Here is a 25,902-nt window from a genome sequence, read left to right as displayed (position 1 = left end):
AGAAGGAGTTGCTGCATAGAACACTCTATACAACAGCTCCATTTTAAGTTTACTCGCAGCTTGATTTTCTTAAATTAGACTCAAACAATCGATTATATCCCAGCCACTCCTTCTGGTTTTGTGCTGATGCAAAGATTTCTGTCAATGTTTCCATTTTTGCATCTGTGTTATCCGCCATATTAAGGGCAACTGCTTCTGCAAGAGCCGGTTTTTTCGGTGAACCATATTCTAATTCCCCATGATGTGCCAAAATACAATGCTTTAATTCGCTTTCCAGCTTATATGGGAATTCCGGAATTTCCTTTGCCTTATCATGGATCATCTCTGCCCCAATCATAATATGTCCTAAAAGCTGTCCATCATCTGTATAGTCATTCATAGGAAAGGCGCTGAGTTCTTTTGTCTTTCCTATATCGTGAAGAAGCGCTGCCGTAATAAGTAAATCTTTATTCAAAATACTGTATGTTCCGCAGTAGTAAAGACACAGCTTTGCCACACTGACTGTATGCTCCAAAAGTCCGCCTATAAATCCATGATGCACACTTTTGGCTGCTGAATTCCCCTTAAAAGTCTTGGCAAAATCCTCATCTTTTTTGAAAAATTCCACTAACAACTGATGAAAATACGGATTTTTCACCTGTTCCACAATACCCAGCAGTTCCTGATACATCACTTCAATATTTTTATTACTTACAGGAAGATAATTTCCCGGCTCATATTCTCCCTCTGACGCCTTTCTGACCCTTTTTATACTCACCTGAAGATTACCCTGAAAACTGGTAACGTCTCCCACAACGTCAATATAATCTAAAGACTCAAACTCATCAATTCCAAGAGAATTAGGCTCCCAGATTTTCGCATCAATGGTTCCTGTCTTATCCTGCAAAATTACATTTTCATAAGACTTTCCATTCTTTGTCACTGCCGCCTGTTTATGTTTACATAAATAAATGCCTGAAAGTTTTTCTCCTTCATGAAGTTCACTGATAAATCTCATTTTCCTATCCTTCCTATCTTGCCTGAAGCGTCACCTCAAAGTCTACCTCCACATATCCTTCTGTTCCCTGACGCATGGCTTTTACTTTAATTGTTTCTCCTGATTTACAGGATTTCAGCTGCTGCTGGTAGCCTTTTACGGTTTCTATTTTTTCACCATTCAGCTCTATAATTACATCACCATTTTGAATTCCCACCTGCATTGCCGGAGAATTCACTTCCACCTGTTCTACAAAAACGCCTACCGGTATCCCCTTCTTTTCAGAGATATCTGTGGTAATACTTTTTCCTGTAATTCCCATATAAATAATATCTTTTGTTTCATCTGATAAAATTTGGATCATTTCTTTTACTTCCGAAACACCCAGTCCTGTCACAAGATTTTGGGTGTCCTCTCTGGCAAAAGATTGTGCAATCAATCCAATGACCTCACCTTCTAAATTCAGCAAAACACCGCTGCCCAGACTGCTTCCTGCTATATCTGTAGTCAAAAGACTATATTCTGCATCTGTTTTGGATACTGTATTGCAGGTTGATGTAACAATTCCATACCCAACAGAGTCACTATACCCCATAGGGCTTCCAATTGCAAGAACAGGTTCTCCTTGACTGACTGCATAAGACTCCCCTAAAGGCGCTATGGTAATCGCTTCCCTTGTTTCTGCCGAAATACTGGATTTAGGAATTTTCAAAATAACAAATCCCGTATTCTTATCACCTTTTAAAAATCTGGCATCTGTAATCGTTCCGTCACAGAATACCACCTGTATCCTGTCAACATCTTCTACAATTCTATATTCAGTCAATACAAAAAGTTCCTGACCGCTTTCTGCTACCAGAAGACCTGAAATTTCGCTCTCGTAAGGTGTCTGAAACCACACCTCATCATTTTTACTTCCGATTACCCTTACCATAGATTTTTCTGCTATCTGAGCCTTGGCAAAAATATCTGCAAATAACTTCTGGTATTTCTCCGGTGTTAATTCCTCTACTACAGGTTCAGAAGCAGGCGCAGTGCTTTCTTCTTCCTGCGTATTGCTGCCTGTGTTTTCCTCATCATTTTTCGTGTCTGATGGAAACTGTATCTGTGACTGCTCCTGTTTCTTTTGTATGTTCTGGGTAATTTTGGGGGCTGTCAATGAAAAAGCTGCTGCCGCTGCCAGCCCAAAAAGACACCCGGCTAATAAAATGCAGAAAATGTGCTTTCCGACTTTCTTTTTGTCAATAGGTTTTTCTTTAATTGTCTCTTTTAGAAATTCATAAGAATTTTCGTTTTTCTTCTGCTCCATGTCACTCACTCCACATAAAACTATGTTTTATTATAACAAAAGTTTATGAACTTTTCATGAAGATTACAGAAAAAAATCTAATACATTCCCTTTTCTTTCTTCTTATTTTAATGTAAAATAAGGTATAATAATTTCACAATGTGCAATTATTATACCAGGCAAGCCACGGCTTGACGAGAAAATGTTTTATCAACAAGAATGGAATTTAGATAAGGTGATTTTTATGAATGAAAAAGCTTTAAAAACTTTAGAATATAGTAAGATTATCCAGATGTTAGAAAATTTCGCCACATCTTCCTGTGGAAAAAATTTGTGCCGAAATCTGACTCCTCTGGATAATTTAAATGAAATTGAAGTCATGCAGCAAGAAACTGCCGATGCTTTAGCAAGAGTTTACCAAAAAGGTGCCCTTTCTTTTGGAGGTGTAAAAGATATACGCGGTTCTTTAAAACGTCTGGAAATTGGCAGTACGCTGGGAACCGGAGAACTTTTATCTCTTTGCAGTCTTTTAGAAAATACTAATCGTGCAAAAGCCTATTCAAGAAGAGAAAACGCAGAGGAAAACCAGGACTCTTTAGACAGCATGTTTGAAATTCTTCAGCCTTTAACACCCCTTGCTTTAGAAATCCGCAGATGTATTCTGTCAGAAGAAGAAATTGCAGATGATGCCAGCGCCGGATTAAAGCAAATCCGCCGTTCTATGAAGAATACCAATGATAAAATCCACAGTCAGCTTTCTTCTTACGTCAGCGGTTCTGCCAGAACTTATCTGCAGGATGCCGTTGTTACCATGCGAAATGGGCGGTACTGTATTCCTGTAAAAGCAGAGCATAAAGGACAGGTTCCAGGCATGATTCACGACCAGTCTTCTACAGGCTCCACTGTCTTTGTAGAGCCTATGGCTATTGTAAAACTAAATAATGATTTAAGAGAACTGGAAGTGAAAGAACAAGCTGAAATTGAAATTATTCTCTCTAATCTAAGCCAATACGCAACAGAAAATCTGGAAGCAATTGAAGATAATCTGAAGATTATGACACAGCTTGATTTTATCTTTGCCAGAGCACTTTTGGCGAAATCTCAAAATGCTACAGAACCTCGCTTTAACACAGAAGGAATTATTGATTTAAAGAAAGCCCGCCACCCACTAATTGACAAACACAAAGTCGTTCCCATTGATGTTCGTCTGGGTGAAGACTTTGACCTTTTAGTAGTAACAGGTCCAAACACCGGTGGTAAAACGGTTTCTTTAAAAACTATTGGTCTTTTAACACTCATGGGACAGTCAGGGCTGCACATTCCTGCTTTTGACAATTCACGCCTGAGTATTTTCAAAGAAGTTTACGCTGATATTGGTGATGAACAAAGTATCGAACAATCTTTAAGTACTTTTTCTTCCCACATGACAAACGTGGTACGCTTTATTGAAAAAGCAGACCGTGACTCTCTGGTTCTCTTTGACGAATTAGGCGCAGGAACAGACCCGACAGAAGGCGCTGCTCTTGCCATTGCTATTCTGTCTCACCTTCATTCTCAGGGAATACGCACAATGGCAACAACTCATTACAGCGAGCTAAAAATATACGCCCTCTCTACTCATGGTGTTGAGAATGCTTCCTGTGAATTTGATGTAGAAACTTTGCGTCCTACTTATCGTCTCCTCATTGGTATTCCCGGAAAAAGTAATGCCTTTGCCATTTCCGGAAAACTGGGACTGCCTTCTTATATTATTGATAAGGCAAAAGAACAAATCAGCCAGGAAGACGAATCTTTTGAAGATGTTTTATCAACTTTAGAGCAAAGCCGAAAAACCATCGAGGCCGAAGAAGCAGAAATTGCCCGTTATAAAACAGAAATTGAAAGTTTGAAAAAACAGCTGGAAGAAAAACAAGATAAACTGGAGCAGCGAAAAGAGAAAATTCTCCGTGATGCCAATGAAGAAGCCCATCGTATTTTAAGAGAAGCTAAGGAATATGCGGATCAGACTATGAAAATTTTCAACAAAGCCGGAAAAGACTCTATGTCTGCAAAAGAACTAGAGCAAAAACGCTCTGAACTGCGTAAAAAAATGGATCAAACCGGTAAAAAAATGGCTCTTAAAACTCCTGAAAAGAAAAAATCCACACTTACTGCCAAAGATATTTCTCTTGGTGATGCAGTAAAAGTACTGAGTTTAAATGTAAAAGGAACTATCAGCTCCAAACCGGATGCAAAGGGAATGGTCTTTGTACAGATGGGAATTCTTCGTTCCAAGGTTCATTTATCTGATTTACAATTAATTGACGAACCGGTTATCACTGCACCGTCACTCCAGCGTACCGGTGCCGGCAAAATACGTATGAGCAAATCTGCCTCCATCCGCACAGAAATTAACCTTCTGGGTAAAACCGTGGATGAAGCGATTGCTGAACTGGACAAATATCTGGATGATGCTTATCTGGCTCATTTAAACAGTGTTCGTGTGGTTCACGGAAAAGGAACCGGTGCTCTTCGAAAAGGTGTACATAACTATTTAAAGCGCTTAAAATATGTAAAAGATTTTCATCTGGCAGAATTCGGTGAAGGTGATGCCGGTGTTACAATCGTAGAATTTAAAAAATAAGGGGGAGTATACATGGTAACTAAACAGAAAATTCTTATTGTAGACGATGACAACAATATTGCGGAATTGATTTCTCTGTATCTGACAAAAGAATGTTTTGATACCCACATTGTCAATGACGGAGAAGCTGCTTTAAATGCTTTCTCCACCTTTGCTCCCAACCTCATTCTGCTGGATTTAATGCTTCCGGGTATTGATGGTTATCAGGTATGCAGAGAAATTCGTCAGAAGTCCAACGTTCCCATTATCATGCTTTCTGCCAAAGGAGAAATCTTTGACAAAGTATTGGGACTGGAACTGGGTGCAGATGACTACATTATTAAACCCTTTGACTCTAAGGAACTGGTTGCCAGAGTTAAAGCTGTATTAAGACGATATCAGCCAAATGTAGCCCCTGCAACACAACCATCAGGAAAATATGTGGAATATCCTGATTTAGCCATTAACCTGACCAATTATTCCGTTATCTACTATGGCAAACAGCTGGATATGCCGCCGAAAGAGCTGGAACTTCTTTATTTTCTGGCTTCTTCTCCTAATCAGGTGTTTACAAGGGAACAGCTTCTGGACCATATCTGGGGATATGAATATATTGGCGATACTCGTACTGTTGACGTGCATATTAAACGTCTCAGGGAAAAAATCAAAGACCATCCGGCCTGGGCGCTTTCCACTGTATGGGGCATTGGCTATAAATTTGAGGTCAAAAACAAATGAAAAAATTTCTTTTTGCAAAATTTATAATCGCTATGGTATTTCTGGGAATTTTAGGATTTACTGCAATTTCTCTGGTTGGTACAGACTTGGTAGAGGATCATGTAGAAAGTGTATATAGCGGACGACTATATAGAGAAGCATCAAAAATAGCCGGACAGCGTGCTGTAAAATACTACCGGGAAACAGATACCCCCGCAGAATTTTATGAAGCGCTCTGTTCTGCTGTTTATGACAACGAAGAAATCTGGCTGATCAATCCAAAAGGTGAAATCTTGATGAATACCTCCCGAAAATTTATCACAGAAGATTTTCCAACATTAAAAGATTTCAATCCGGGTAAGTCCAGCGGCTCTTATTATCAAATAGGAAGATTTTTTGATTATTTCCATGAAGACCAATTAAGTGTTATGGTTCCGGTCACAGTCAATATGCATGTAAAAGGCTATATTGCCATGCATTTACCCATGTCCTCTGTATATCAACAGCGAGATAACCTGTTAAACACCGTTTACATCTTATTTCTTCTGTTTTTGGGAATTATGTTACTCATTATTCCTGTATTTTACTTTATGATTAACCGACCTTTAAAAAAAATTATTCAAGGGGCAAATACATTTGCCTCTGGAAATCTAAAGTACAATATTCCTCTGGACAAGGAAGACGAATTGGGATATCTGGCAATGACTTTAAATTATATGTCTGACGAACTAGACATGACAGGAAACTATCAGAGAAAATTTATTTCTAATGTTTCCCATGATTTCCGCTCTCCTCTTACCTCCATCAAGGGCTATACGGAAGCTATTTTAGATGGCACCATTCCGCCTGAAATGCAGAATAAATATCTAAAAATTGTTGTATACGAAACAGACCGACTGTACAAACTGACACAGAGTATGCTGACTTTAAATAATTTAGATGAAAAAGGGCGGCAGCTTGACTACTCAGATTTTGACATCAACCGCACCATTAAGACTACTGCAGAAGCTTTTGAAGGGATTTGTCGTGATAAGCGCATTTCCATTGAGCTTTTCCTTACAGGTCAGACTTTGTTCGTTCACGCTGACATGGGACAAATTCAGCAGGTATTATACAACCTCATTGACAATGCCATTAAATTCAGTTCGCCTGACTCTATGATTAAAGTGGAATCCACTTTAAAACATGAAACTGTATTTATTTCCGTAAAAGATACAGGATGCGGAATTCCCAAAGAAAGTCTTACTAAAATTTGGGACCGCTTTTATAAAATTGATACCTCCAGGGGAAAAGACCGAAAGGGAACCGGACTGGGTCTTGCTATTGTCAAAGAAATTATTAATTCACATAAACAGAATATTAATGTAGTCAGCACAGAAGGTGTAGGGACAGAATTCATCTTTACACTTCAAAGAAGTGCTAACCGAAACTAAAAACAAGAGGATTATGGCAAAACATACTGTAATCCTCTTGTTTTTTAGCTTTTAAAGTTGACATTCTTCAATTATACACTCATGCTCTTTGCTCTTTTTATTGTATGCAATTGCGACCAATAAAATATTTCCTGTATAATTAGAAACTGCCTGCACATATTGTTTATCCTTAATTTGCTGCAATGCTGTCACAACCTTTTTATTCCATTTCAGTTCTACAAGTAAGGCTGGCATTTCACCCGAATATTCTGGTTTTGGCAGAAATACATAATCTGCAAAGCCTCTTCCTGTTGGCATTTCCCTTATTGGTATAAAATAATATTCCATTGCTGACAAATATGCAATTGTAAGTACACTACTAAGAGAATTTTCGTCATTATACTGAATAGTAGATGCAAATTGTGTGTGAATTTTTTCAATTCCCTCTGCAACTGTCTCACAATCCATATCCAAAGTAGCCTCCAATAATTTTTTTGATTCTCTTTGGAAATCTATTAACTCGTTCCACCTTTCCTCTTGAGTCGCCAGCAAAAATTCCTGGCGAATTTCCTCATTAGGAATATATGCTGCCTTTTTCTTCCAATCATAAGCTAAATAACCAAGATGAATTAATAGGGTAATTACATCATCTTTGTTCTTAAAAGATACCATATCGTTCTGAAACGTGTTGATGTTAACTCTTACCATTGTCCCCGAAATCATTTGAATAATTGCAGTTTTTAATCCGTCAAAATTCATATTAATAAGTGGCAAAATAGACTCATAAGTTCCCGTTTTTGACCAATAACTTCGGAATACCCCTCGCTCCATTACGCTAACGACTGCCTTAGGATTATATACATGATATTCTCCTAATACATATCCATCATACCAACGCTTAACATCTTCAAAGTTTCTATTGTAACGAATACAAAGTTTTTGTACTTCGCTTTCTGTGAAACCTATAAAAGAAGACAACATATCAGGTTCCAGCATTGTAAATTCCTCAAAATTATTCAATGCAGACTGTGTTTTAATTTTTTTCATTGGAAGAATGCCTGTCAAATAAGCAAGATGTAAAAATTCTGTTGGATGATTTCCTTTGAATAAAGTTCTAAGGAAATCAATATATAAAGTTTGGACTTTCATATCTTCAGCTTCATCACGAACCAGCACATCCCACTCATCAATAATAATAATAAATTTTTTACCTGTGAATTCATTAATACTACTAAGTACCTCTGCCAATGAAGGGTTCATATTCTGTAATTCATTGGGATAATACTCCCTCAATTCTTTAATAACACTCTCTTCTATTTTATCTACTATAGTATTTATCGGTTTGGAAAGTGCTAGAAACCATTGAATGTCCAACCTTATTACGTCAAATTTATTAAGATATTTTTTAAAATCTTCTGCTTTGCCAATTTCTGTTTTGGCAAACATCTGCTCCGAATCACATCCACAACTATAATACGCAGTCAGCATATCTGCTGTTGTAGATTTACCAAACCTACGGGGACGACTATTACATATTAAAGCCTGTTTTGTATCCATTACACGATTTGTATATTCAATTAGTCCAGTTTTATCTACATATATTTCCGAATTTAACGCAACCTGAAATGCTTCATTTCCCGGATTCACAAATCTTCCCATTGGATGTTCCCCCTTCCATTACAAAATAAAGATATTTATGATATAAGTATAACATATAAAAATTAAAACTACAAACACAGGGATAAATGGTTCAACTACACTCTGGACATTTGGAAGAATGTGTTTTGAATGGCATTTTAATATGAATAGATCGACCATCATGTCCAACAGATGTAATTAACAACAATTCACTTAGGAAAAACATATCTGACTTCAACGAATCATTCATTATCATTTACCACCTTTATTTAATACCAATATCTTATCACAAAAATAATTCCATTGGAAACTCAAAATGAATAATTACAGAAGAACCATTTTACTCCGAATTTTTCGGGTTTGCCAAATTTTTTTTGTAAGTTTTAAGAAAAATTTTACGGGGCTGTCGCTTTAACGATTAGTAAATCGTGAAGCGGCAGCTTCCTTTTTCTTGATTTTTTCTATATAGTTGCTCTGTTTCTACTGAAATGGCAGCTTTTTCGTAAAAAAGCCATACTTTAATACAGTCCAAAATCGGAGTTTTAAAAAATTTTGGATTTTCTAAATTTATGCACTCTTCAAAAGAAATAAATGTGTTCCTGTTTTCCCTTTTTGTATCTTGTTATGAAGTTTGTTTACATTTTTTGCCATTGCAAGCAAAACACTTTCGGCAAGAACATTTGATGTGCCACGACTCAAATATCTGCGAAACAGCATATCCTTTTTCATCTCACCAAAAGATCCCTCTGCCTGGATGCTTCTGTTGATTCTGAGAAGAATTCCTTCGTCAGAAAGAATTCGTTCCAAATCTTCTTCCCGATATTTCAGAAATGTTTTTGCTACAGAAAGGACTTTGTTTCGTTCTTCTATTGGTGTTTTACAGTTGTTCCCTTTGATACATTCTTTCTTGTAAGGGCAATCTTTACATTCCTCACATCGATAAATGGTTTTTTCACTGACATATCCGGTTTTAGATTTAGAACGTCGGACATGTGTAAACGACAGCTGTTTCCCACTTTTACAAATATAAGAATCACTTTTTTTATCGTAATCCATATTTTCTATACGGCCAATGTCATTTTTATAAATTCTCATTTTTGATATTTCATAATTCGATGGTTTAATAAATGACAGCTGCTGATTTTGATCCAGGAACACATAATTCTCTTCGCTTTCATATCCGGCATCTGCAATGATTTTTTGATACTTGGTAAGCGCTTAGATTTCAGCCGTTGATAGAAAAATATCCGGCTACTTTTCAGCAACCGGAATACCTTGATAATTCACATATGATTTATTATTGATTTGAGTTTTCTGCTCGACGCCCTATCTCAGCTTTTACCTTTTCATTCCATGGAGCAAGTTGATCTAATTCATTGTCACTCATACTATCATCTAGCAGCTTTTCCAGAAGATAGGTTAAATAGTGATAGACATTTACTCCATTTGCCTTGGCCATCTCTACTTGATGTTTCCCCTCATGCCCTCGATGTACCCGACATTGACAGCTATATCGGACTGATGCATACTTTGTTTACTCTTGAAGATTTATATGGTCTGACTGTCAGCGAAGCAGACGGAGAAGTCTGTCTGAAAGTCAACAAGGACAAAGGGAAAGACGCTCACGAACTACTGAAAATGCTCTATGCTTGGAAAGAACAGGCGGACAAGTTATCTTCCGAAGAAATCAGTAAGGAAGAATACGATAACTGGCGTTACCACTATCCAAAGTTCGATACCACACAGAGATGGGCGAAAGTGCCATCACAGGAACTTAGTGACGCTTTAGTTGAAATGTTCAAAGACCAACTCAAACCAGATAAATAAAGACGACAAAAAGCCCTTAGCCATGAGTTTCATACCCACAGCTAAGGGCTTAGTTTATAATATGGATTTATTTGTTGCACAAACGCCTGTCAATCATTCTCTAACCATAAAACCACCGGATTACAAGAATAATGGCTCTTATGCAACTGTTATCAATTTGTTATCAAAAGACTTCTTGAAGTGCCGCAAACCCGCATAAACACTGGCTTTTTACGATACTCCAACTTATTCGAATTCTATGGTCGCCACCGGCTTCGGTGTAAGCTCATAACACACTCTGCTTACACTTGGAACTTCCGCTGTAATTCTGGCGCAGATTTTTTCCAGAACCTCATAATCAACTCTTTCAATGCTTGCCGTCATGGCATCAATGGTATTAACGGCACGAATTACTACCATATACCCCATGCTTCTTGCATTATCTCTTACTCCAACAGCTTTAAAGTCCGGCACAACTGTAAAATACTGCCAAACTTTCTTATCCAGACCTGCTTTTGCAAATTCTTCTCTTAAAATTGCGTCAGACTCTCTTACGGCTTCCAGTCTGTCTCTTGTAATTGCGCCGAGGCATCTTACGCCAAGTCCCGGTCCCGGGAATGGCTGACGATAAACCATATCGTGAGGCAAGCCCAGTTCAATACCGCAGGCACGAACTTCATCTTTAAAAAGCTGTTTCAAAGGTTCTACCAATTCAAACTGTAAGTCTTCCGGCAGACCGCCTACGTTATGATGGGACTTCACGCATTTCGCTGTCTTTGTTCCGCTTTCAATAATATCTGGATAAATCGTTCCCTGACCTAAGAAATCAATACCTTCCAGTTTTCTGGCTTCTTCCTCAAATACACGAATGAATTCACCGCCGATGATTTTACGTTTTTCTTCCGGATCAGCTACATTTTCCAATTTTCCTAAAAATCTTTCTGTGGCATCTACATAAATCAGATTTGCGTGAAGCTCGTCTCTAAAGATTTTCACAACACTTTCAGACTCATTTTTACGCATTAAACCATGATTTACATGAACACATACAAGCTGCTGTCCAATGGCTTTGATCAACATAGCAGCTACAACAGAAGAGTCCACACCACCGGATAATGCCAGTAAAACCTTTCTATCACCTACCTGTTTGCGGATAAGTTCTACCTGATCTTCGATAAAATTTTTCATATTCCAGTTTGCTTCTGCCTTACATTCTTCAAATACAAACTGTTTTAAAATTTCCTTATCAGGGAGTTCTTTAAACTGTTTTTCACATTTTGAAGCCGGATAGTCAACAGAAATCATAGGATATCCTAAAGTATAAAGTTCAGGTCTTACTTCTACTTCCACACCATCTACAACTCTGTTTTCACCACCATTTAAAATAATACCTTTTACATTATCCAGTGCCTGAAGTTCTTCCACTGTAATATCATGGGGATGAATTTCACTGTACACACCCAGTTCTCGAATTTCTCTGGCAATTACTGTATTTTCAGTGCTGCCTAAATCCAGAATTACAATCATATCCTGTTTCATGGTATTCTCTCCTTTGACATTTGAAATCTAAATGTATCTTTATTATACCTCTTAAAATGACAAAAATCATCAGGAACTTACTATTCATCCATTAAATTTTCTATCATTTTTTTCAGAACATCAATACAAACCTGATATTCACAGGGAGGTATTCCCTCTTTTAACTTTTCTTCCACCCTTTGAATGTTCCTTACAACTTCTTTTTGCATGGTCAATGCTTTTTCTGTGGGAATAATTTCTTTCATTCGGGCATCTTCCTTAGAACACTCCCTGTAAATAAAACCATTTTTCTCCATGAGCTTTAAAATTTCCGTTGCTGTTGACTTCCGTATATCAAATTCTTTTTCAATATCTTTCTGATAAACCGGAACTTCTAAAGTCCTGAGTAGAATAAAATGAAGCACCCTGTTCTGCATGTTAGTAAGTCCACATCTATCATCCGAAGAAAGCGTAATTTTCCTCTTTAACTGATGAGAAACTATATTAATCAATCTCCCTGTATCTTCCTTGTGGCTCTTCATATTCTTTTCCTTTACTTAATTTCAGCTGTTACCTCTTTCAGCCATTGACGCTCTTCTTCACAAAGCATTGGTCCTACAATTTCATACACTTTCTGATGGTATGCATTCAGCCATGCCAACTCTGATTTTGTGAGCATTTCCGGTAAAATTGCTTCTCTTTCATAAGGAACCCATGTCATATTTTCGAATTCCATAAACTGTCCGTATCCATTCTTTTCTGCTTTTTGGCAGAGAAGAAGATTTTCTGTACGAATACCATATTTTCCTTCTAAATACAGACCCGGTTCATCTGATGTAAGCATGCCTTCTTCCAAAGGTGTTGTGTTTCCACGTCTTCCGTTAGCGCGCATTCTCCAGTTGATATTCTGAGGGCCTTCATGAACGTTCAGCAAATATCCCACACCATGTCCTGTTCCATGGTTAAAATCCATGGCTCTTTCCCAGAGAGGACCTCTTGCCAATACGTCTAAATTGGCGCCGCTGCATCCGTACTGGAATTTTGCCATAGCAAGGCGGATGTGGCCCTGAAGTACCAGCGTAAAGTTTTCTTTCTGTTCCTGTGTCAGTTCTCCTGCTGCAATGGTTCTTGTAATATCTGTTGTTCCCTGCCAGTACTGAGCGCCGGAGTCAATGAGGAAGAAACCTTTTGGCTCTACCTTTGCGTATTCTGTTTCTGTAGGTGCATAGTGGCACATTGCCGCATTTGCCTCGTAAGCGCAGATTGTTTCAAAACTTAAATCCAGACAGTCCGGATCCTCTTTTCTAAATTCAAGACTTTTCTCTGCAGCACTATACTCTGTAATTTCCCCGCTCTTTACATTATTTTTAAACCAGTAGATAAATCTGCACATTGCCTTGGCATCTTTAATATGAGCAATTCTGATATTCTCCATCTCTACTTCGTTTTTACAGCCTTTCATAATGGCTGCCGGATTACTTTTAAAAGTAACAGTAACATTTGCCGGAATATTTTTATACAAGGTATAATTTGTACATGCATCTTCTATCATCACATTGCTGTCAGCTGCCAATGCTTTTACATCTTCGTAAATTGAAAAATAATCATGAAGTACTACTCCTGCTTTTTCCAGTTCTGCTCTTACCTGTGCAGATACTGCTTCCTGCTGTACATAGAAGTGAACCTGCTCCATAGTCACCATTACATAAGACATCACTACCGGATTGTAAATAATATCATTTCCACGGATATTCAGAAGCCACACAATATCGTCCATACTGCTGATAATGTGGACATTTGCTCCTGCTTCCTGCATGGCAGTTCTTACATCTTGAATTTTTTCTTCTCTGGATTTTCCTGCATATTTTACGTCTAAAGTATAGACAGGTTCTTTTGACATCTCTGGTCTGTCTGTCCAAATTTCTCCTGCCAAATCATCTTCATACTCAAATCTGCCTTCTTTTTTATTCGCCAGATTTTCAAAATCTTTTCCTTCTGCCACATGAATCGTTCTTCCGTCACATCCCAGACAGCCATGCATTGGTAAGTTTTCTTGAATAAATTCTTCTACAGTGGGAACACCTTCTTCCCCCATTTTCATAAGAGTTACCCCTGTACCTTCCAGCTGTTTTGCTGCTTGAATAAAGTATCTTCCATCAGTCCAAAGATAAGCATTATCTTTTGTAACAAGAAGAGTTCCCGCAGAACCGGAAAATCCGGATAACCATGCTCTTACCTTAAAATAAGTTCCTACATATTCTGACTGGTGAAAATCTGCTGTAGGCACCAGATACATATCCATATCTGCCGCCTGCATTTTTTCCTGCAATTTTGCAATTCGTTCCTGATTAACGTTCATGTTAAGCGCTTCCTTTCTTTATTTAATCCCTTTCATAGTAAGGGAAATTCTCTTTTTCTTCATATCAACACCCAGAACTTTAACGTCTACTACATCACCGACACTTACTGCTTCCAGAGGATGTTTAATGTAACGTTCTGTCATTTCGGAAATATGCACCAAACCGTCCTGATGTACACCGATATCTACAAATGCTCCGAAATCAATGACATTTCGAACAGTTCCCTTTAATACCATTCCTTCTTTTAAATCTTTCATATCTAAAACATCGGTACGAAGAATTGGCTTGGGCATTTCTTCACGTGGGTCGCGTCCCGGTTTTGTCAGCTCTTTGACAATATCTCTTAATGTCATTTCCCCAACACCCAGTTTTGCTGCCTGCTGTGCATAATCTTTTACAAAGTACACTTGCTGCCCATTGAAAATATCTTCTGATTTCATTCCCATACTTTCTAAGAATTTCTCTGCTGCAGAGTAACTTTCCGGATGCACACTGGTAGCATCCAGAGGATTTTTACCTCCACGAATACGCAGGAAACCGGCGCACTGTTCAAAGGCTTTTGGTCCTAATTTTGCGACTTTTAAAAGTTCTTTTCTATCTTTAAATTCTCCATTTTCTTCTCGGTAAATAACAATATTTTTCGCAATGGCTTTGCTGATACCGGATACATATTCCAGAAGAGAAACTGAAGCTGTATTTAAGTCTACACCAACTTTGTTTACACAGTCTTCTACTACACCGGAAAGAGCTTCTCCAAGTTTTTTCTGGTTCATATCATGCTGATACTGACCAACTCCAATGGATTTTGGATCAATTTTAACTAACTCTGCCAATGGATCCTGCAATCTTCTTGCAATAGATGCTGCACTTCTCTGTCCTACATCAAAATTCGGGAATTCTTCTGTTGCCAGTTTACTTGCGGAATAAACAGAAGCACCTGCTTCATTCGTAATAACATACTGCACCTTCTGTGGAATTTCCTTTAAAAGTTCTACGATTATCTGCTCAGACTCCCTGCTGGCAGTACCATTCCCAACAGAAAACAGCGTAATATTATATTTCTCAATAAGCTTCTTTAAAGTCTCTTTTGCTGCTGCAATTTTCGCCGGTGTAGTCGGAGCAGTAGGATAAATAACGGTTGTATCCAGTACTTTTCCTGTAGCGTCAACAACTGCGAGTTTACATCCTGTACGGAAAGCAGGGTCCCATCCCAATACAACCTGACCTACAATTGGAGGCTGCATTAAAAGCTGTTCCAGATTTTTCTTAAATACTTTAATTGCCCCGTCCTCTGCTTTTTCTGTCAAATCATTTCTGATTTCCCTTTCAATAGCCGGCGCAATCAGACGTCTGTAACTGTCTTCTACTGCCGCTTTCAACACAGGAGAAGTATTTTTATTCTCTTTTGTAATTACCTGCTTTTCCAGATAGCGAAGAATATCTTCCTCCGGTGCTGAAACTTTCACAGTCAGAATTTTTTCTTTTTCTCCTCGATTAATAGCCAGAATTCTATGTCCGGCCACCTTTGATACAGGTTCTTCATAGTCATAATACATCTCATAAACCGTTGTTTCTTCTGGTTTTTTAGCAGTGGAAATAAGTTGTCCCTGTTTCATTGTCATTTCACGAATACGCATACGGTAATCTGCTTCATCAGAAATACTTTCTGCCACAATATCCATAGCTCCGGCAATGGCCTCTTTTACATTTTTTACTTCTTTTTCCTCAGAAACAAAAGCCTCTGCTTCTTCCTCAATGCTTTTCTCTGTCATCTGAAGAAGCACAATATTTGCCAATGCTTCCAAACCTTTTTCTTTTGCAATAGTAGCTCTGGTTCTTCTCTTTGGTCTGTACGGACGATATAAATCTTCTACTACTACCAAGGTCTGGGCTTCTAAAATCTGTTTCTTTAATTCCTCTGTTAATTTGCCCTGCTCTTCAATACTTGAAAGAACCTGTTTCTTCTTATCTTCCAGGTTTCTCAGATAAGTAAGACGTTCAAATAAAGTACGAAGCTGTTCATCATTTAAAGCCCCTGTTGCTTCTTTACGGTAACGGGAAATAAACGGTATGGTGTTCCCCTCATCTATTAATGAAACAGCAGCTTCTACCTGCCATTTTTCTACATTTAATTCCTGAGTTATAATCTGTATAATATCCATATAACTGTCCTTTCTCTTTTCACTATTATCACCTTACAACCTTATCAATCTGTAAGGAATTTGTCAAGAAATTGTTACTCCTTCCCCCATTCCCCATAATGCGCTAAAAACATTCCAAATTGCCTCCTGCAATAAAATTTTCACTGACCTGACTCTAAACTTGTTGCCTGACAAAATAATACATGATAAAATAACTTTATTATTATTCAAAAGAAATGAGGTCTGGCCTATGGAAAATCCATATAATAATGAACAGCCTTATCAGCCTGTTCCACCACAAGAACCAATTCCCCCTACTCCCTCTCTTTATCAGGGAAACAACGGTTTTGCCACAGCTTCTTTAATCATGGGAATACTCTCTCTTATCTTCCTCTGCTGTGCACCGCCTTTACTTTTTATTATATCTAGTCTTGGAATTCTTTTTTCCTGCCTGTCAAAAGGACATCGTGCCCGTTCCGGTAGTGCCAAAGCCGGTCTGGCTCTTTCTGCCAGTACGCTGGCAATTATGAGTGCATTTTTAATCTTTTTATGTTCAGCATTTCTTCTTTCACCGGAAGGCAGCTCCTTTTTGAGCGATTACATTAACATTCTTACAGATGACAATGTAAGTGACGAAGATTTATATAACTTCTTAGAAAAATATCTGTACGAATTTAACGATGATACAAACACAGACAGCCGGGATTACGAAAATTCTCCGGACTATTATGAAAATTTTGAGGAATTCGAACTTCCACCGGAAATTTTCCAGCAGCCGGAAACTGACAATGGCGGTAACTTTATATAAACTCATATATTATGTACTTTCATGGGGAATTTACCTGTTTATATCAGGTCAATTCCCCATATTATTTTCACTGCATTCTTAAAAACACACTGTACAAGAATAATAATAACCGCTACATATAAATACTTTTCCGTATAGGGCATACCAATACGCAGCCTGTTCTTTGATAAGTATTGAATGGTGTGAGAAATCATATACCAACTATACAAAACAGCTCCATATAATACTACAGGATGATAGAAAAAAGAACTTATCACATCACCTCTGAGCAACGCTTTTACCGCTCTTGTCCCCCCGCAACCGGGACAATAATAACCGGTCCATTTGTGAAAAAGACAAGGTGGCAAAGCAAAATCTGCCGCAAAAATCCCCTTTATTACTACCAGAATAATTCCCGCCAATAATAAAAAAAGACCTGCTTCATATATATTCTTTTCCAATCTAAAATCCCTGCTTTTCTTCATAATTTTATTGTATTCTCCATGTACTATGTTATAATGATTATACCACATATTTGCTCTATGACGAGGAGGGATTTTTATGAAACATACATCAGCGCAATTAAAAGCCTTTGCAAGAAAGGATTTAGACGGCAACTGGGGGCTTCCCATGGCAGCTAATTTAATTCTTGGTATAGCAGGTTTTGTTGTTATTTTTCTTACTTCATTTTTTTCTGACTCAACCACTACCGTTGGCGTGATAACCAGTGAATTTCTTTCCTATGCCGTTTCACTATTTATCTCACTGTTTGCAGCCGGAATTACAAAAATGGCTTTAAACATCAGTAGAAAAGAGGCCTTTTCTATGAAAGATATGCTGTATGTTTTTCATCATAACGCAGACCGCTTTTTAATTGTCGGCTTAGTAATCGTTGCAATTAGTTTTGTTACAGGTATGCCTGTTATGGTTATGTCAATGAACAGCAATATTCCAGCTTCTTTTATTATATTTTTCTCTTTATTTGATATTGTAATCACTGTAATCATTGACTTATTTTTAGGACTTACTACCTATCTTTTACTTGATCATCCTGAAATGGGTGCTATAGACTCCATAAAAGAAAGTATCCGTCTGATGAAAGGAAATAAAGGCAGATATCTTTACATTACCCTTAGTTTTCTCCCTTTGGCATTTCTTTCTGTACTGACTTGTTATATCGGATTTATATGGCTTATTCCATATATAGATATGACTATGGCAAACTTTTATCGTGATATCATTGGCGAATTAAATACACCGGACAACACAACAACCAATGAAATTCCGGCAATGACAATCGAACAAAATTCTAACCAAAATGAGACTGATTTTTAAGTAAACATAAAAAGGAGATGTCGCTTTAAACATTATCCTCAAATATTTATACACTTTTAGCGAATTTGTCGAGCATTCTTTGAGATTATAAGCTCAAAGAAAACGCGACTGAGCGTAAAATGTATAGATATTCAGGATATGCACTTAAATGCGACATCTCTTTTTATAACTCTTCCACCACAATAATATTTTGAAATCCACATCAAAATATCGAATTTCTATTCTTCAAATAAAATTTTTAAAAGCTCATGTCCTTTTACCGGTTCTAAAGAAGCGCCTGCTTCCTCATTATAAAAGCCACCTGTTTCTTCTCGTTTCCGACTATCATACAATAAATAAGGAACAGGATTTGCTGTATGTGTCTTTACGCTTATAGGTGTAGGATGATCCGGTAAAATCAAAAGTCGATAGTCTTCCCCTGACTGGTCCAAACCTTCTTTTACAAGTTTAATCACTCTTTCGTCCAGATATTCAATTGCCTGTATCTTCTTTTCTACGCTTCCCTGATGCCCCATTTCATCTGGTGCTTCCACATGAATATAGGCAAAATCATACCCATCTTTCAAAAGTGCATCAAGAGCAGCCTGCGCTTTTCCTTCATAATTTGTATGAAGTCCTCCATTTGCACCTTCTACAAAAATATTTTTCATTCCGGTTCCTACAGCAATTCCTTTTAACAAATCTACTGCAGATATCATCACACCTTTTTTGTGGAATTTTCCTTCAAAAGAAGATAAGGATGGCTTTGTTCCCGCTCCCCAAAACCACAGGCTGTTTGCCGGATTTAATCCTTTTTCTCTCCTCTTCTGATTAATGGGATGATTTACCAATATTTTGTAACTTTCTTTCTGCATAGCCAGCAACAGCTCTTCTTCCGGTAAATATTCCCTGATTTCTCTTCCCCTTATATCATGAGGAGGTGTCAATGGTACAACTTTCCCCTCTTTCCAAATCAAACAATGGCGGTAACTGGTTCCTGTATAAAATCGAAATTCTGTATTCTCCAACTCTTCTTTTACTGCTGCCAGTAAAGATGCTGCATCCTCTGTACAGATTTCATCTGCACTGTGATCTAAAAGATGCCTTTCCTCATAACTTTCCTCTTCTTCAGAAAGAGTTACCAGATTGGCACGGATTGCCACATCTCCGTCTTCCATGCTGACTCCAATATTCAATGCCTCCAATGGAGAACGTCCCGAATAATAGATTTGAGGATCATATCCCATAATGGATAAATTTGCGGTATCACTTCCCGGACTCATTCCTTCCGGTACGGTTCTGGCCATTCCTATCTCACCATTTTTTGCCAGTAAATCCATCACAGGTGTCTTAGCAAAAGCCAAAGGTGTCTTTCCTCCCAGCGTTTCCAAAGGTTCATCTGCCATACCATCGCCTAGTACCACAACATACTTCATACCTTCACTCCTTCTTATTCTCTGCCTAAAATCTTCAAATAATGTACACCACTAATATGCTCAATATTTTCCATCATTGCTGCAGCATCTCCCTCTACAGCAGAAATTGCTACACTTAAGGTAAGGCTGGCAATTCCGTTCATAGGAATACTCTGATGAATAGTCAAAATATTTCCGTGAAACTGTGCAATTGCCCGCAACACCGCTGATAAAAGTCCCGGTTCATCATCCATCTGAATGATAAATGTTATGTTATGCCCTTTTGTCTTTTCCTTAAATGGGAAAATATCATCCTTATACTTGTAAAAAGAACTTCTGCTAATGCCCACTGCTTCCACTGCCTCCTGAACGGTGGCATATTGCTGAATATCCAAAAGCCTTTTTGCTTCTACTACTTTTAATAATACATCCGGTACAGCTTTTTCTGTTACTACAAAATATCTTCTGCTATCTTTCATATTTTTCCCTTGTTCTTTCCAAAAATACATTTGTGCGTCTTCAAAAGATATTATCACATTTTTCTGTAGCAGGCAACTATTTTTCTGTTTTTCCCAAAGCAATCCATTTCAAATAGGCATTGATAAAGTTGTCAATATTTCCATTCATTACCGCATCTACATTTCCTGACTCTTCATTTGTACGATGGTCTTTTACCATAGTGTATGGCTGCATAACATAAGAACGGATTTGATTTCCCCATCCAATTTCTGTAAGCTCGCCCTGAATACCGGAGAGTTTCTTTTCATTTTCCTGCTGTTTTAAAAGATACAGTTTTGCCTTTAACATCTGCATTGCCTTATCCTTGTTCTGGAACTGAGAACGCTCATTCTGGCACTGTACCACAATCCCGGTCGGAAGATGGGTAATACGTACTGCAGAAGATGTTTTATTAATATGCTGTCCGCCGGCACCACTGGAACGATAAGTGTCAATTTTCAAGTCATCAGGATTAATCTCCACATCCACATCTTCCTCGATATCCGGCATAACATCACAGGACACAAAAGAAGTCTGGCGCTTTCCTGCCGCATTAAAAGGTGAAATTCGAACTAAACGGTGAACACCCTTTTCTGACTTTAAATATCCATAGGCATTTTCTCCATTTACCTGAAAAGTAACAGACTTAATTCCCGCTTCTTCTCCATCCAAATAATCCAGCACTTCTGTAGTAAATCCCTGTCTGTCTGCCCAGCGCAGATACATACGATACAGCATACTTGCCCAGTCACAGGACTCTGTTCCTCCTGCCCCTGCATGAAGAGTAACAATAGCATTATCCTTATCATACTCTCCTGACAACAGTGTTTTAATTCGAATATGCTCAAAATCCTGTATAAATTCATCTAACATTTCCTGAATATCCGGGATAACAGAAGGATCATTTTCCTCATATCCCATTTCAATCATCAGTTCAATTTCTTCTTTCTGATTTTGCAGTTTATGGTAAATTTCCATATCTCCTTTTAAAGCGCTCAATTCCTTCATCATCTTCTGAGAACGCTCTGCATTATCCCAAAATCCCGGAGCTTCCATTTCTCTTTCCAGCTCTTCTACTCGTTTTTCCTTATTCTCTAAATCAAGAGAGTCTTTCACCTCTCTTAAAGGCTCTGTATAATTATTTAATGTATACTTAAACTGATCCAATTCTACCAAAGCTTTTTCCTCCTATTCCTCATCAATTTCCACTGTAACCATATAAATACTTACTTGTGGCTCTACTTTCACCACGGTTCCCCTCAATGTTTTTAATGGTTTCTTTAAATTACTGGACATTGCTACTGCCGGTTTTATCGTATAATAATACATCATACCGGACATTGTAAGTGCCTGATCTTCTTTTAGTTCCACTCTGTCCCCTTCTTTTACAAGCCCTTCTCTTTCCATGGTAAAATCTACCATCTGTCCCATAACATTATACCTCCTTTATTGCATAGGACACAATTTCCTATACAAAAATATAAAGACCGCCGTGGAACTGATTTTCCACGGCAGTCTTTATCGCTGACTTATCAGATTGATTTTCTGCCGCAGCACTGTTTATATTTCTTACCGCTGCCGCATGGACAAGGATCATTTGGATAAACCTTCTTTTCTACTCTCTGTACTGGTTTTTTCGGGCCGGAATCGTCCTTATTTGTTCCTGTTACCTGAGCTACCTGCTCACGCTCTACTTTTTGTTCAAGACGTACATGATACAGTAATCTTATGGTTGTTTCCTGAATTGCCGCAATCATTCCGTCAAACATTTCGTATGCCTGCATCTTATATTCTACTTTTGGATCTCTCTGTCCATAAGCCTGAAGTCCAATTCCCTGACGGAGCTGGTCCATATCGTCAATATGATCCATCCATTTTTGATCAATTACCTTCAGAAGAATTACGCGCTCTAATTCACGCAGCTGTTCTGCTTCCGGAAATTCTGACTCTTTTTCTTCGTAAAGCTTCACTGCTTCTTCTTTTAATTCCTGTTTTAACTGATTTTTCTTTACTCCTTTTACTTTTTCCAAAGTCAGAGGCTGCAATGGGATAGTCGGAAGAAGTACTGAATTAAATTCATTTAAATCCCATTCTTCCTGATCCACATCATCAGAAAAACACATATCTACTGCATGTTCTACTGTATCAGTAATCATCTTATAAATAGAGTCACGCATATTAGCTCCATCCAGCACCATACGTCTCTCTTTATAAATAATTTCTCTCTGTTCGTTATTTACCTGGTCATATTCCAAAAGGTTTTTACGAATACCATAGTTATTTCCTTCAATCTTTCTCTGTGCCTTTTCAATTGCACTGGTAAGCATTTTATGCTCAATCTGCTCATTTTCTGCAACACCTAAAGATTTAAATACATTCATTAACTTTTCAGAGCCGAACAAACGCATTAAATCATCTTCCAGAGAAATATAGAAGCAGGACTCACCCGGATCTCCCTGACGTCCTGAACGACCTCTCAACTGATTATCAATACGGCGTGACTCATGACGCTCTGTACCAATGATTTTCAATCCGCCGGCTTCTTTTGAAATATCGTCCAGTTTAATATCAGTACCACGACCTGCCATGTTCGTAGCAATAGTTACATTTCCGGCTTCTCCGGCATGTGCTACGATTTCCGCCTCTTTTTCATGGAATTTGGCGTTCAATACCTGATGCTTAATTCCTTCTCTTGTAAGCATACGGCTTAAAAGTTCAGATGTTTCGATTGTAATTGTACCAACCAGTACAGGCTGCTGTTTTGCATGCGCTTCTTTTACAGCCTCCACAACTGCACGGAACTTTTCTTTCTTTGTCATGTATACTACGTCTTCTTTATCAATACGTGCCACTGGTCTGTTGGTAGGAATTTCAATAACATCCATGCCGTAAATATCTCTAAATTCCTGTTCTTCTGTAAGAGCCGTACCTGTCATACCGGATTTCTTCTTATATTTATTAAAGAAGTTCTGGAATGTAATAGTTGCCAGAGTTTTACTTTCACGTCTTACTTTTACATGCTCTTTTGCTTCAATTGCCTGATGAAGACCATCGGAATAACGGCGGCCCGGCATAATACGTCCGGTAAATTCATCTACAATTAAAACTTCATCATCTTTTACTACATAATCCTGATCTCTGAACATCAGGTTATGAGCACGCAGCGCCAGAATGATATTGTGCTGGATTTCCAGATTTTCCGGATCAGCCAGGTTTTCAATATTAAAGAATTTTTCTACTTTTTTCACACCCTGCTCTGTCAGGTTTACAATTTTATCCTTTTCATTGACAACGAAATCACCTGTTTCTGTAATTTCTTCGCCCATGATTGCTGTCATTCTTGTAACTTCGCCGCTTGCTTCACCGCGCTCCAGCTGTTTTGCCAAAATATCGCACACTTCATAGAGCTTTGTAGATTTACCACTCTGTCCTGAAATAATAAGAGGTGTACGTGCCTCATCAATTAATACAGAGTCGACCTCATCGATAATCGCATAATGCAAATCTCGCTGAACAAGCTGTTCTTTATAGATAACCATATTATCACGAAGATAATCAAATCCCAGTTCATTATTTGTTACATAAGTAATATCACAGGCATACTGCTCACGTCTTTCATCATTTTTCATGTCGTTTAACACGACACCTACAGTAAGTCCTAAAAACTCATGAACCTTTCCCATCCACTCAGCATCACGGTGAGCCAGATAATCATTGACAGTTACAACATGAACACCTTTTCCTTCCAGTGCATTTAAATATGCCGGAAGTGTGGATACTAAAGTTTTACCTTCACCTGTTCTCATTTCTGCAATACGACCCTGGTGAAGAATAATACCACCAATTAACTGTACACGATAATGTTCCATACCAAGTACACGCTTTGCAGCTTCTCGGACTGTAGCAAATGCTTCCGGAAGAAGATCATCTAAAGTTGCCCCCTCCTGAAGTCTTTCTTTATACTCTTTCGTCTTTCCCTTCAGTTCTTCATCGCTTAAAGCCTGCATATCAGGGCGCAGAGCTTCGATTTTATCTACAAGGGAAGTAATACGTTTTAATTCTCTTTCACTATGTGTTCCAAACACCTTTTCAATCAGATTCATGTGACATACTCCTAAAACTATCTAATTTTAACATTACTAAACCTTATTGTATCACTTTCCTTCTTTTAACACAAGAAAAAAAAGGCTGCCCTAGTATATCTTCATTTCGCTTTATACTTTTCACTGCCAGGCGAAACTACTCCTTTTTCATATCCTCCGTTTTATATTATTTTATCACACAAACCTTACAGTTTTCTTACATGAGGAACATTTTTCATTTTATAGGACATTATTTCCCATACAGCAAAAAGGAGCTGCCGCTTTAAGTACATAATGTTTAAAGCAACAGCCCCATCTTTCCTACCCTATTCTATTTATCAACCGAAATCCGGTTCGATTAATCCATAAGTATTTCCTTTTCTCTTATAAACTACATTTACTTCTTCTGTTTCTGCATTTAAGAAAACAAAGAAATTATGTCCCAGCAATTCCATCTGTACGCAGGCATCTTCCGGATACATTGGTTTAAATCCAAATTTCTTAGTACGAATAATTTTGATTTCATTTGTATCTTCTTCGTAATCTTTTTCAACAAATTCCGGCTGAAATCCTGCACTTTGTTTTTTATCAATAATTTTATTTTTGTACTTTCTCAACTGTCTTTCGATAATTTCCTCTACCAAATCGATAGAAACATACATATCACTGCTTACCTGTTCGGAACGAATGATATTTCCTTTTACAGGAATTGTAACCTCGATTTTCTGTCTTTCTTTTTCAACACTTAAAGTAACAATTATTTCTGTGTCAGACGTGAAGTACTTTTCCAGTTTTCCCAGCTTATCTTCTACTGCACTTCTAAGCCCCTGTGTAACCTCAATATTCTTTCCACTTATAATAAACTTCATTATGTCCAACCCCTTTTACGTATATTTTACAAGAGCTTTACCAGTTCTTGTAATGTGCTATTATTATACCAATATTCCTTCATTTATTCAATAGTTTTTAGAAAATTTACAAAATGATTATATTTTGAAACAGCAATTTCTTATGAAATAGAAAAGAGCCTGTTCAAAACAGACTCTCTATTTCTATCTTGTTGCATTTCCGTTTCCGGTTCCCATTGCATTGCTGTTTTCTGATGAATTCTCACTTCCTGTAGCATTGTCCATATTCCGCTCAAGAGAGTCTCCTACATCATCTACTCCATCACGAACATCATTTCCCAGCTTTTCAGCTCCATCTTTTAGAGCCTCTCCGGTATCTCCTACTACACCCTTATCTGTTGTATTATCTGATGTAGTATCATTGCCACAGGCAGTTACGCAAAGCATGGTTGATAACAGCAGTCCTAATATCAGTTTTTTCATTTCATGAAACTCCTTTC

Annotated in this window: 20 protein-coding genes and 3 pseudogenes; 6 read left to right on the top strand and 17 right to left on the bottom strand. The window is 37.9% G+C overall.

Annotated elements, in window-relative coordinates:
- Positions 1-49: 49 nt before the first annotated feature.
- Positions 50-997: a 3'-5' exoribonuclease YhaM family protein gene (locus BQ7352_RS06110; protein ID WP_072447877.1), complete on the bottom strand. Its 948-nt coding sequence runs from the start codon at positions 995-997 to the stop codon at positions 50-52.
- A gap of 13 nt (positions 998-1,010) precedes the next feature.
- On the bottom strand, positions 1,011-2,285 hold the full coding sequence (locus tag BQ7352_RS06105) for a S1C family serine protease (protein ID WP_072447875.1): 1,275 nt from the start codon (positions 2,283-2,285) through the stop codon (positions 1,011-1,013).
- 223 nt (positions 2,286-2,508) lie between these two features.
- Between BQ7352_RS06105 and BQ7352_RS06100 the strand changes: the two genes are divergently transcribed.
- Genes BQ7352_RS06100 through BQ7352_RS06090 form a run of 3 tightly spaced genes read left to right on the top strand, consistent with a single transcriptional unit; the run spans position 2,509 to position 7,016 of the window.
- Positions 2,509-4,887, top strand: a complete 2,379-nt coding sequence (locus BQ7352_RS06100) for an endonuclease MutS2 (protein WP_072447873.1) — start codon at positions 2,509-2,511, stop codon at positions 4,885-4,887.
- Positions 4,888-4,899: 12 nt separating this feature from the next.
- Complete coding sequence (locus BQ7352_RS06095; RefSeq protein WP_072447871.1) at positions 4,900-5,604, top strand: response regulator transcription factor; 705 nt, start codon at positions 4,900-4,902, stop codon at positions 5,602-5,604.
- Positions 5,601-7,016, top strand: a complete 1,416-nt coding sequence (locus tag BQ7352_RS06090; protein WP_072447869.1) for a sensor histidine kinase — start codon at positions 5,601-5,603, stop codon at positions 7,014-7,016. Before BQ7352_RS06095 ends, BQ7352_RS06090 begins: the two co-directional genes overlap by 4 nt.
- Before the next feature lie 51 nt (positions 7,017-7,067).
- Here BQ7352_RS06090 and BQ7352_RS06085 read toward each other — a convergent pair whose 3' ends face one another.
- The 3 genes and pseudogenes from BQ7352_RS06085 to BQ7352_RS06075 form a co-directional block, all read right to left on the bottom strand.
- The gene (locus BQ7352_RS06085) at positions 7,068-8,654 is read right to left on the bottom strand and encodes an AAA family ATPase (protein WP_072447867.1); all 1,587 of its coding nucleotides are present in this window, start codon (positions 8,652-8,654) and stop codon (positions 7,068-7,070) included.
- A 546-nt stretch (positions 8,655-9,200) separates the two neighbouring features.
- A pseudogene (locus tag BQ7352_RS06080) lies at positions 9,201-9,842 on the bottom strand (transposase); the annotation flags it as partial.
- 42 nt (positions 9,843-9,884) lie between these two features.
- Positions 9,885-10,098 (bottom strand): annotated as a pseudogene (locus BQ7352_RS06075) (transposase domain-containing protein); the annotation flags it as partial.
- On the opposite strand from BQ7352_RS06075, the pseudogene BQ7352_RS06070 reads away from it, so the two are divergent.
- Positions 10,098-10,460 (top strand): annotated as a pseudogene (locus tag BQ7352_RS06070) (helix-turn-helix domain-containing protein); the annotation flags it as partial. The pseudogenes BQ7352_RS06075 and BQ7352_RS06070 sit on opposite strands and share 1 nt — an antisense overlap.
- Positions 10,461-10,685: 225 nt before the next feature.
- Here the strand turns inward: BQ7352_RS06070 and guaA are convergent.
- The 4 genes from guaA to BQ7352_RS06050 form a co-directional block, all read right to left on the bottom strand.
- Positions 10,686-11,978 (bottom strand): glutamine-hydrolyzing GMP synthase, encoded by a 1,293-nt coding sequence (gene guaA / locus BQ7352_RS06065; RefSeq protein ID WP_072447862.1) that lies wholly within the window; start codon positions 11,976-11,978, stop codon positions 10,686-10,688.
- Between the two features lie 80 nt (positions 11,979-12,058).
- Entirely contained in the window at positions 12,059-12,499 is a 441-nt protein-coding gene (locus tag BQ7352_RS06060; protein WP_072447860.1) for a MarR family winged helix-turn-helix transcriptional regulator, read from the bottom strand.
- Positions 12,500-12,510: 11 nt separating this feature from the next.
- Positions 12,511-14,316, bottom strand: coding sequence for an aminopeptidase P family protein (locus BQ7352_RS06055; protein ID WP_072447858.1), 1,806 nt, complete (start codon positions 14,314-14,316; stop codon positions 12,511-12,513).
- Positions 14,317-14,334: 18 nt separating this feature from the next.
- A complete protein-coding gene (locus tag BQ7352_RS06050; RefSeq protein WP_072447856.1) occupies positions 14,335-16,479 on the bottom strand; it encodes a Tex family protein in 2,145 nt (714 codons plus the stop codon).
- A gap of 229 nt (positions 16,480-16,708) precedes the next feature.
- On the opposite strand from BQ7352_RS06050, the gene BQ7352_RS06045 reads away from it, so the two are divergent.
- The gene (locus BQ7352_RS06045) at positions 16,709-17,266 is read left to right on the top strand and encodes a DUF4190 domain-containing protein (RefSeq protein ID WP_072447854.1); all 558 of its coding nucleotides are present in this window, start codon (positions 16,709-16,711) and stop codon (positions 17,264-17,266) included.
- Between the two features lie 38 nt (positions 17,267-17,304).
- Here the strand turns inward: BQ7352_RS06045 and BQ7352_RS06040 are convergent, their stop codons facing one another.
- Positions 17,305-17,706 (bottom strand): DUF2752 domain-containing protein, encoded by a 402-nt coding sequence (locus BQ7352_RS06040; protein ID WP_242948539.1) that lies wholly within the window; start codon positions 17,704-17,706, stop codon positions 17,305-17,307.
- A gap of 100 nt (positions 17,707-17,806) precedes the next feature.
- On the opposite strand from BQ7352_RS06040, the gene BQ7352_RS06035 reads away from it, so the two are divergent.
- Positions 17,807-18,580, top strand: coding sequence for a DUF975 family protein (locus BQ7352_RS06035; protein ID WP_072447850.1), 774 nt, complete (start codon positions 17,807-17,809; stop codon positions 18,578-18,580).
- 218 nt (positions 18,581-18,798) lie between these two features.
- On the opposite strand, the gene BQ7352_RS06030 is transcribed toward BQ7352_RS06035, so the two are convergent.
- From BQ7352_RS06030 to BQ7352_RS06000, 7 genes are all read right to left on the bottom strand, one after another.
- The gene (locus BQ7352_RS06030; RefSeq protein ID WP_072447848.1) at positions 18,799-19,995 is read right to left on the bottom strand and encodes a cofactor-independent phosphoglycerate mutase; all 1,197 of its coding nucleotides are present in this window, start codon (positions 19,993-19,995) and stop codon (positions 18,799-18,801) included.
- A gap of 14 nt (positions 19,996-20,009) precedes the next feature.
- On the bottom strand, positions 20,010-20,453 hold the full coding sequence (locus tag BQ7352_RS06025) for an ACT domain-containing protein (RefSeq protein ID WP_072448635.1): 444 nt from the start codon (positions 20,451-20,453) through the stop codon (positions 20,010-20,012).
- A 76-nt stretch (positions 20,454-20,529) separates the two neighbouring features.
- Positions 20,530-21,648, bottom strand: coding sequence for a peptide chain release factor 2 (prfB, locus tag BQ7352_RS06020; protein WP_072447846.1), 1,119 nt, complete (start codon positions 21,646-21,648; stop codon positions 20,530-20,532).
- A 12-nt stretch (positions 21,649-21,660) separates the two neighbouring features.
- Positions 21,661-21,903 carry a hypothetical protein gene (locus BQ7352_RS06015; RefSeq protein ID WP_072447844.1) on the bottom strand — a complete coding sequence of 81 codons (243 nt, stop codon included), beginning with the start codon at positions 21,901-21,903 and terminating at the stop codon, positions 21,661-21,663.
- 101 nt (positions 21,904-22,004) lie between these two features.
- Positions 22,005-24,575, bottom strand: a complete 2,571-nt coding sequence (gene secA / locus BQ7352_RS06010; protein WP_072447842.1) for a preprotein translocase subunit SecA — start codon at positions 24,573-24,575, stop codon at positions 22,005-22,007.
- A gap of 317 nt (positions 24,576-24,892) precedes the next feature.
- Positions 24,893-25,423: a ribosome hibernation-promoting factor, HPF/YfiA family gene (gene hpf, locus BQ7352_RS06005; protein ID WP_003019395.1), complete on the bottom strand. Its 531-nt coding sequence runs from the start codon at positions 25,421-25,423 to the stop codon at positions 24,893-24,895.
- Positions 25,424-25,606: 183 nt separating this feature from the next.
- Positions 25,607-25,885 carry a hypothetical protein gene (locus tag BQ7352_RS06000; RefSeq protein WP_072447840.1) on the bottom strand — a complete coding sequence of 93 codons (279 nt, stop codon included), beginning with the start codon at positions 25,883-25,885 and terminating at the stop codon, positions 25,607-25,609.
- Between the last annotated feature and the right edge of the window lie 17 nt (positions 25,886-25,902).

Source organism: Blautia sp. Marseille-P3201T (assembly GCF_900120295.1).
Classification (GTDB): Bacteria; Bacillota; Clostridia; order Lachnospirales; family Lachnospiraceae; genus Blautia.
This window is presented reverse-complemented; position numbering and strand designations above follow the sequence as displayed.

Excerpts from the sequence above, each read along its gene's own strand:
- BQ7352_RS06110 (WP_072447877.1), bottom strand. The coding sequence starts at position 997 with ATGAGATTTATCAGTGAACTTCATGAAGGAGAAAAACTTTCAGGCATT.
- BQ7352_RS06105 (WP_072447875.1), bottom strand. The coding sequence starts at position 2,285 with ATGGAGCAGAAGAAAAACGAAAATTCTTATGAATTTCTAAAAGAGACA.
- BQ7352_RS06100 (WP_072447873.1), top strand. The coding sequence starts at position 2,509 with ATGAATGAAAAAGCTTTAAAAACTTTAGAATATAGTAAGATTATCCAG.
- BQ7352_RS06095 (WP_072447871.1), top strand. The coding sequence starts at position 4,900 with ATGGTAACTAAACAGAAAATTCTTATTGTAGACGATGACAACAATATT.
- BQ7352_RS06090 (WP_072447869.1), top strand. The coding sequence starts at position 5,601 with ATGAAAAAATTTCTTTTTGCAAAATTTATAATCGCTATGGTATTTCTG.
- BQ7352_RS06085 (WP_072447867.1), bottom strand. The coding sequence starts at position 8,654 with ATGGGAAGATTTGTGAATCCGGGAAATGAAGCATTTCAGGTTGCGTTA.
- guaA (WP_072447862.1), bottom strand. The coding sequence starts at position 11,978 with ATGAAACAGGATATGATTGTAATTCTGGATTTAGGCAGCACTGAAAAT.
- BQ7352_RS06060 (WP_072447860.1), bottom strand. The coding sequence starts at position 12,499 with ATGAAGAGCCACAAGGAAGATACAGGGAGATTGATTAATATAGTTTCT.
- BQ7352_RS06055 (WP_072447858.1), bottom strand. The coding sequence starts at position 14,316 with ATGAACGTTAATCAGGAACGAATTGCAAAATTGCAGGAAAAAATGCAG.
- BQ7352_RS06050 (WP_072447856.1), bottom strand. The coding sequence starts at position 16,479 with ATGGATATTATACAGATTATAACTCAGGAATTAAATGTAGAAAAATGG.
- BQ7352_RS06045 (WP_072447854.1), top strand. The coding sequence starts at position 16,709 with ATGGAAAATCCATATAATAATGAACAGCCTTATCAGCCTGTTCCACCA.
- BQ7352_RS06035 (WP_072447850.1), top strand. The coding sequence starts at position 17,807 with ATGAAACATACATCAGCGCAATTAAAAGCCTTTGCAAGAAAGGATTTA.
- BQ7352_RS06030 (WP_072447848.1), bottom strand. The coding sequence starts at position 19,995 with ATGAAGTATGTTGTGGTACTAGGCGATGGTATGGCAGATGAACCTTTG.
- BQ7352_RS06025 (WP_072448635.1), bottom strand. The coding sequence starts at position 20,453 with ATGAAAGATAGCAGAAGATATTTTGTAGTAACAGAAAAAGCTGTACCG.
- BQ7352_RS06015 (WP_072447844.1), bottom strand. The coding sequence starts at position 21,903 with ATGGGACAGATGGTAGATTTTACCATGGAAAGAGAAGGGCTTGTAAAA.
- secA (WP_072447842.1), bottom strand. The coding sequence starts at position 24,575 with ATGAATCTGATTGAAAAGGTGTTTGGAACACATAGTGAAAGAGAATTA.
- hpf (WP_003019395.1), bottom strand. The coding sequence starts at position 25,423 with ATGAAGTTTATTATAAGTGGAAAGAATATTGAGGTTACACAGGGGCTT.
- BQ7352_RS06000 (WP_072447840.1), bottom strand. The coding sequence starts at position 25,885 with ATGAAAAAACTGATATTAGGACTGCTGTTATCAACCATGCTTTGCGTA.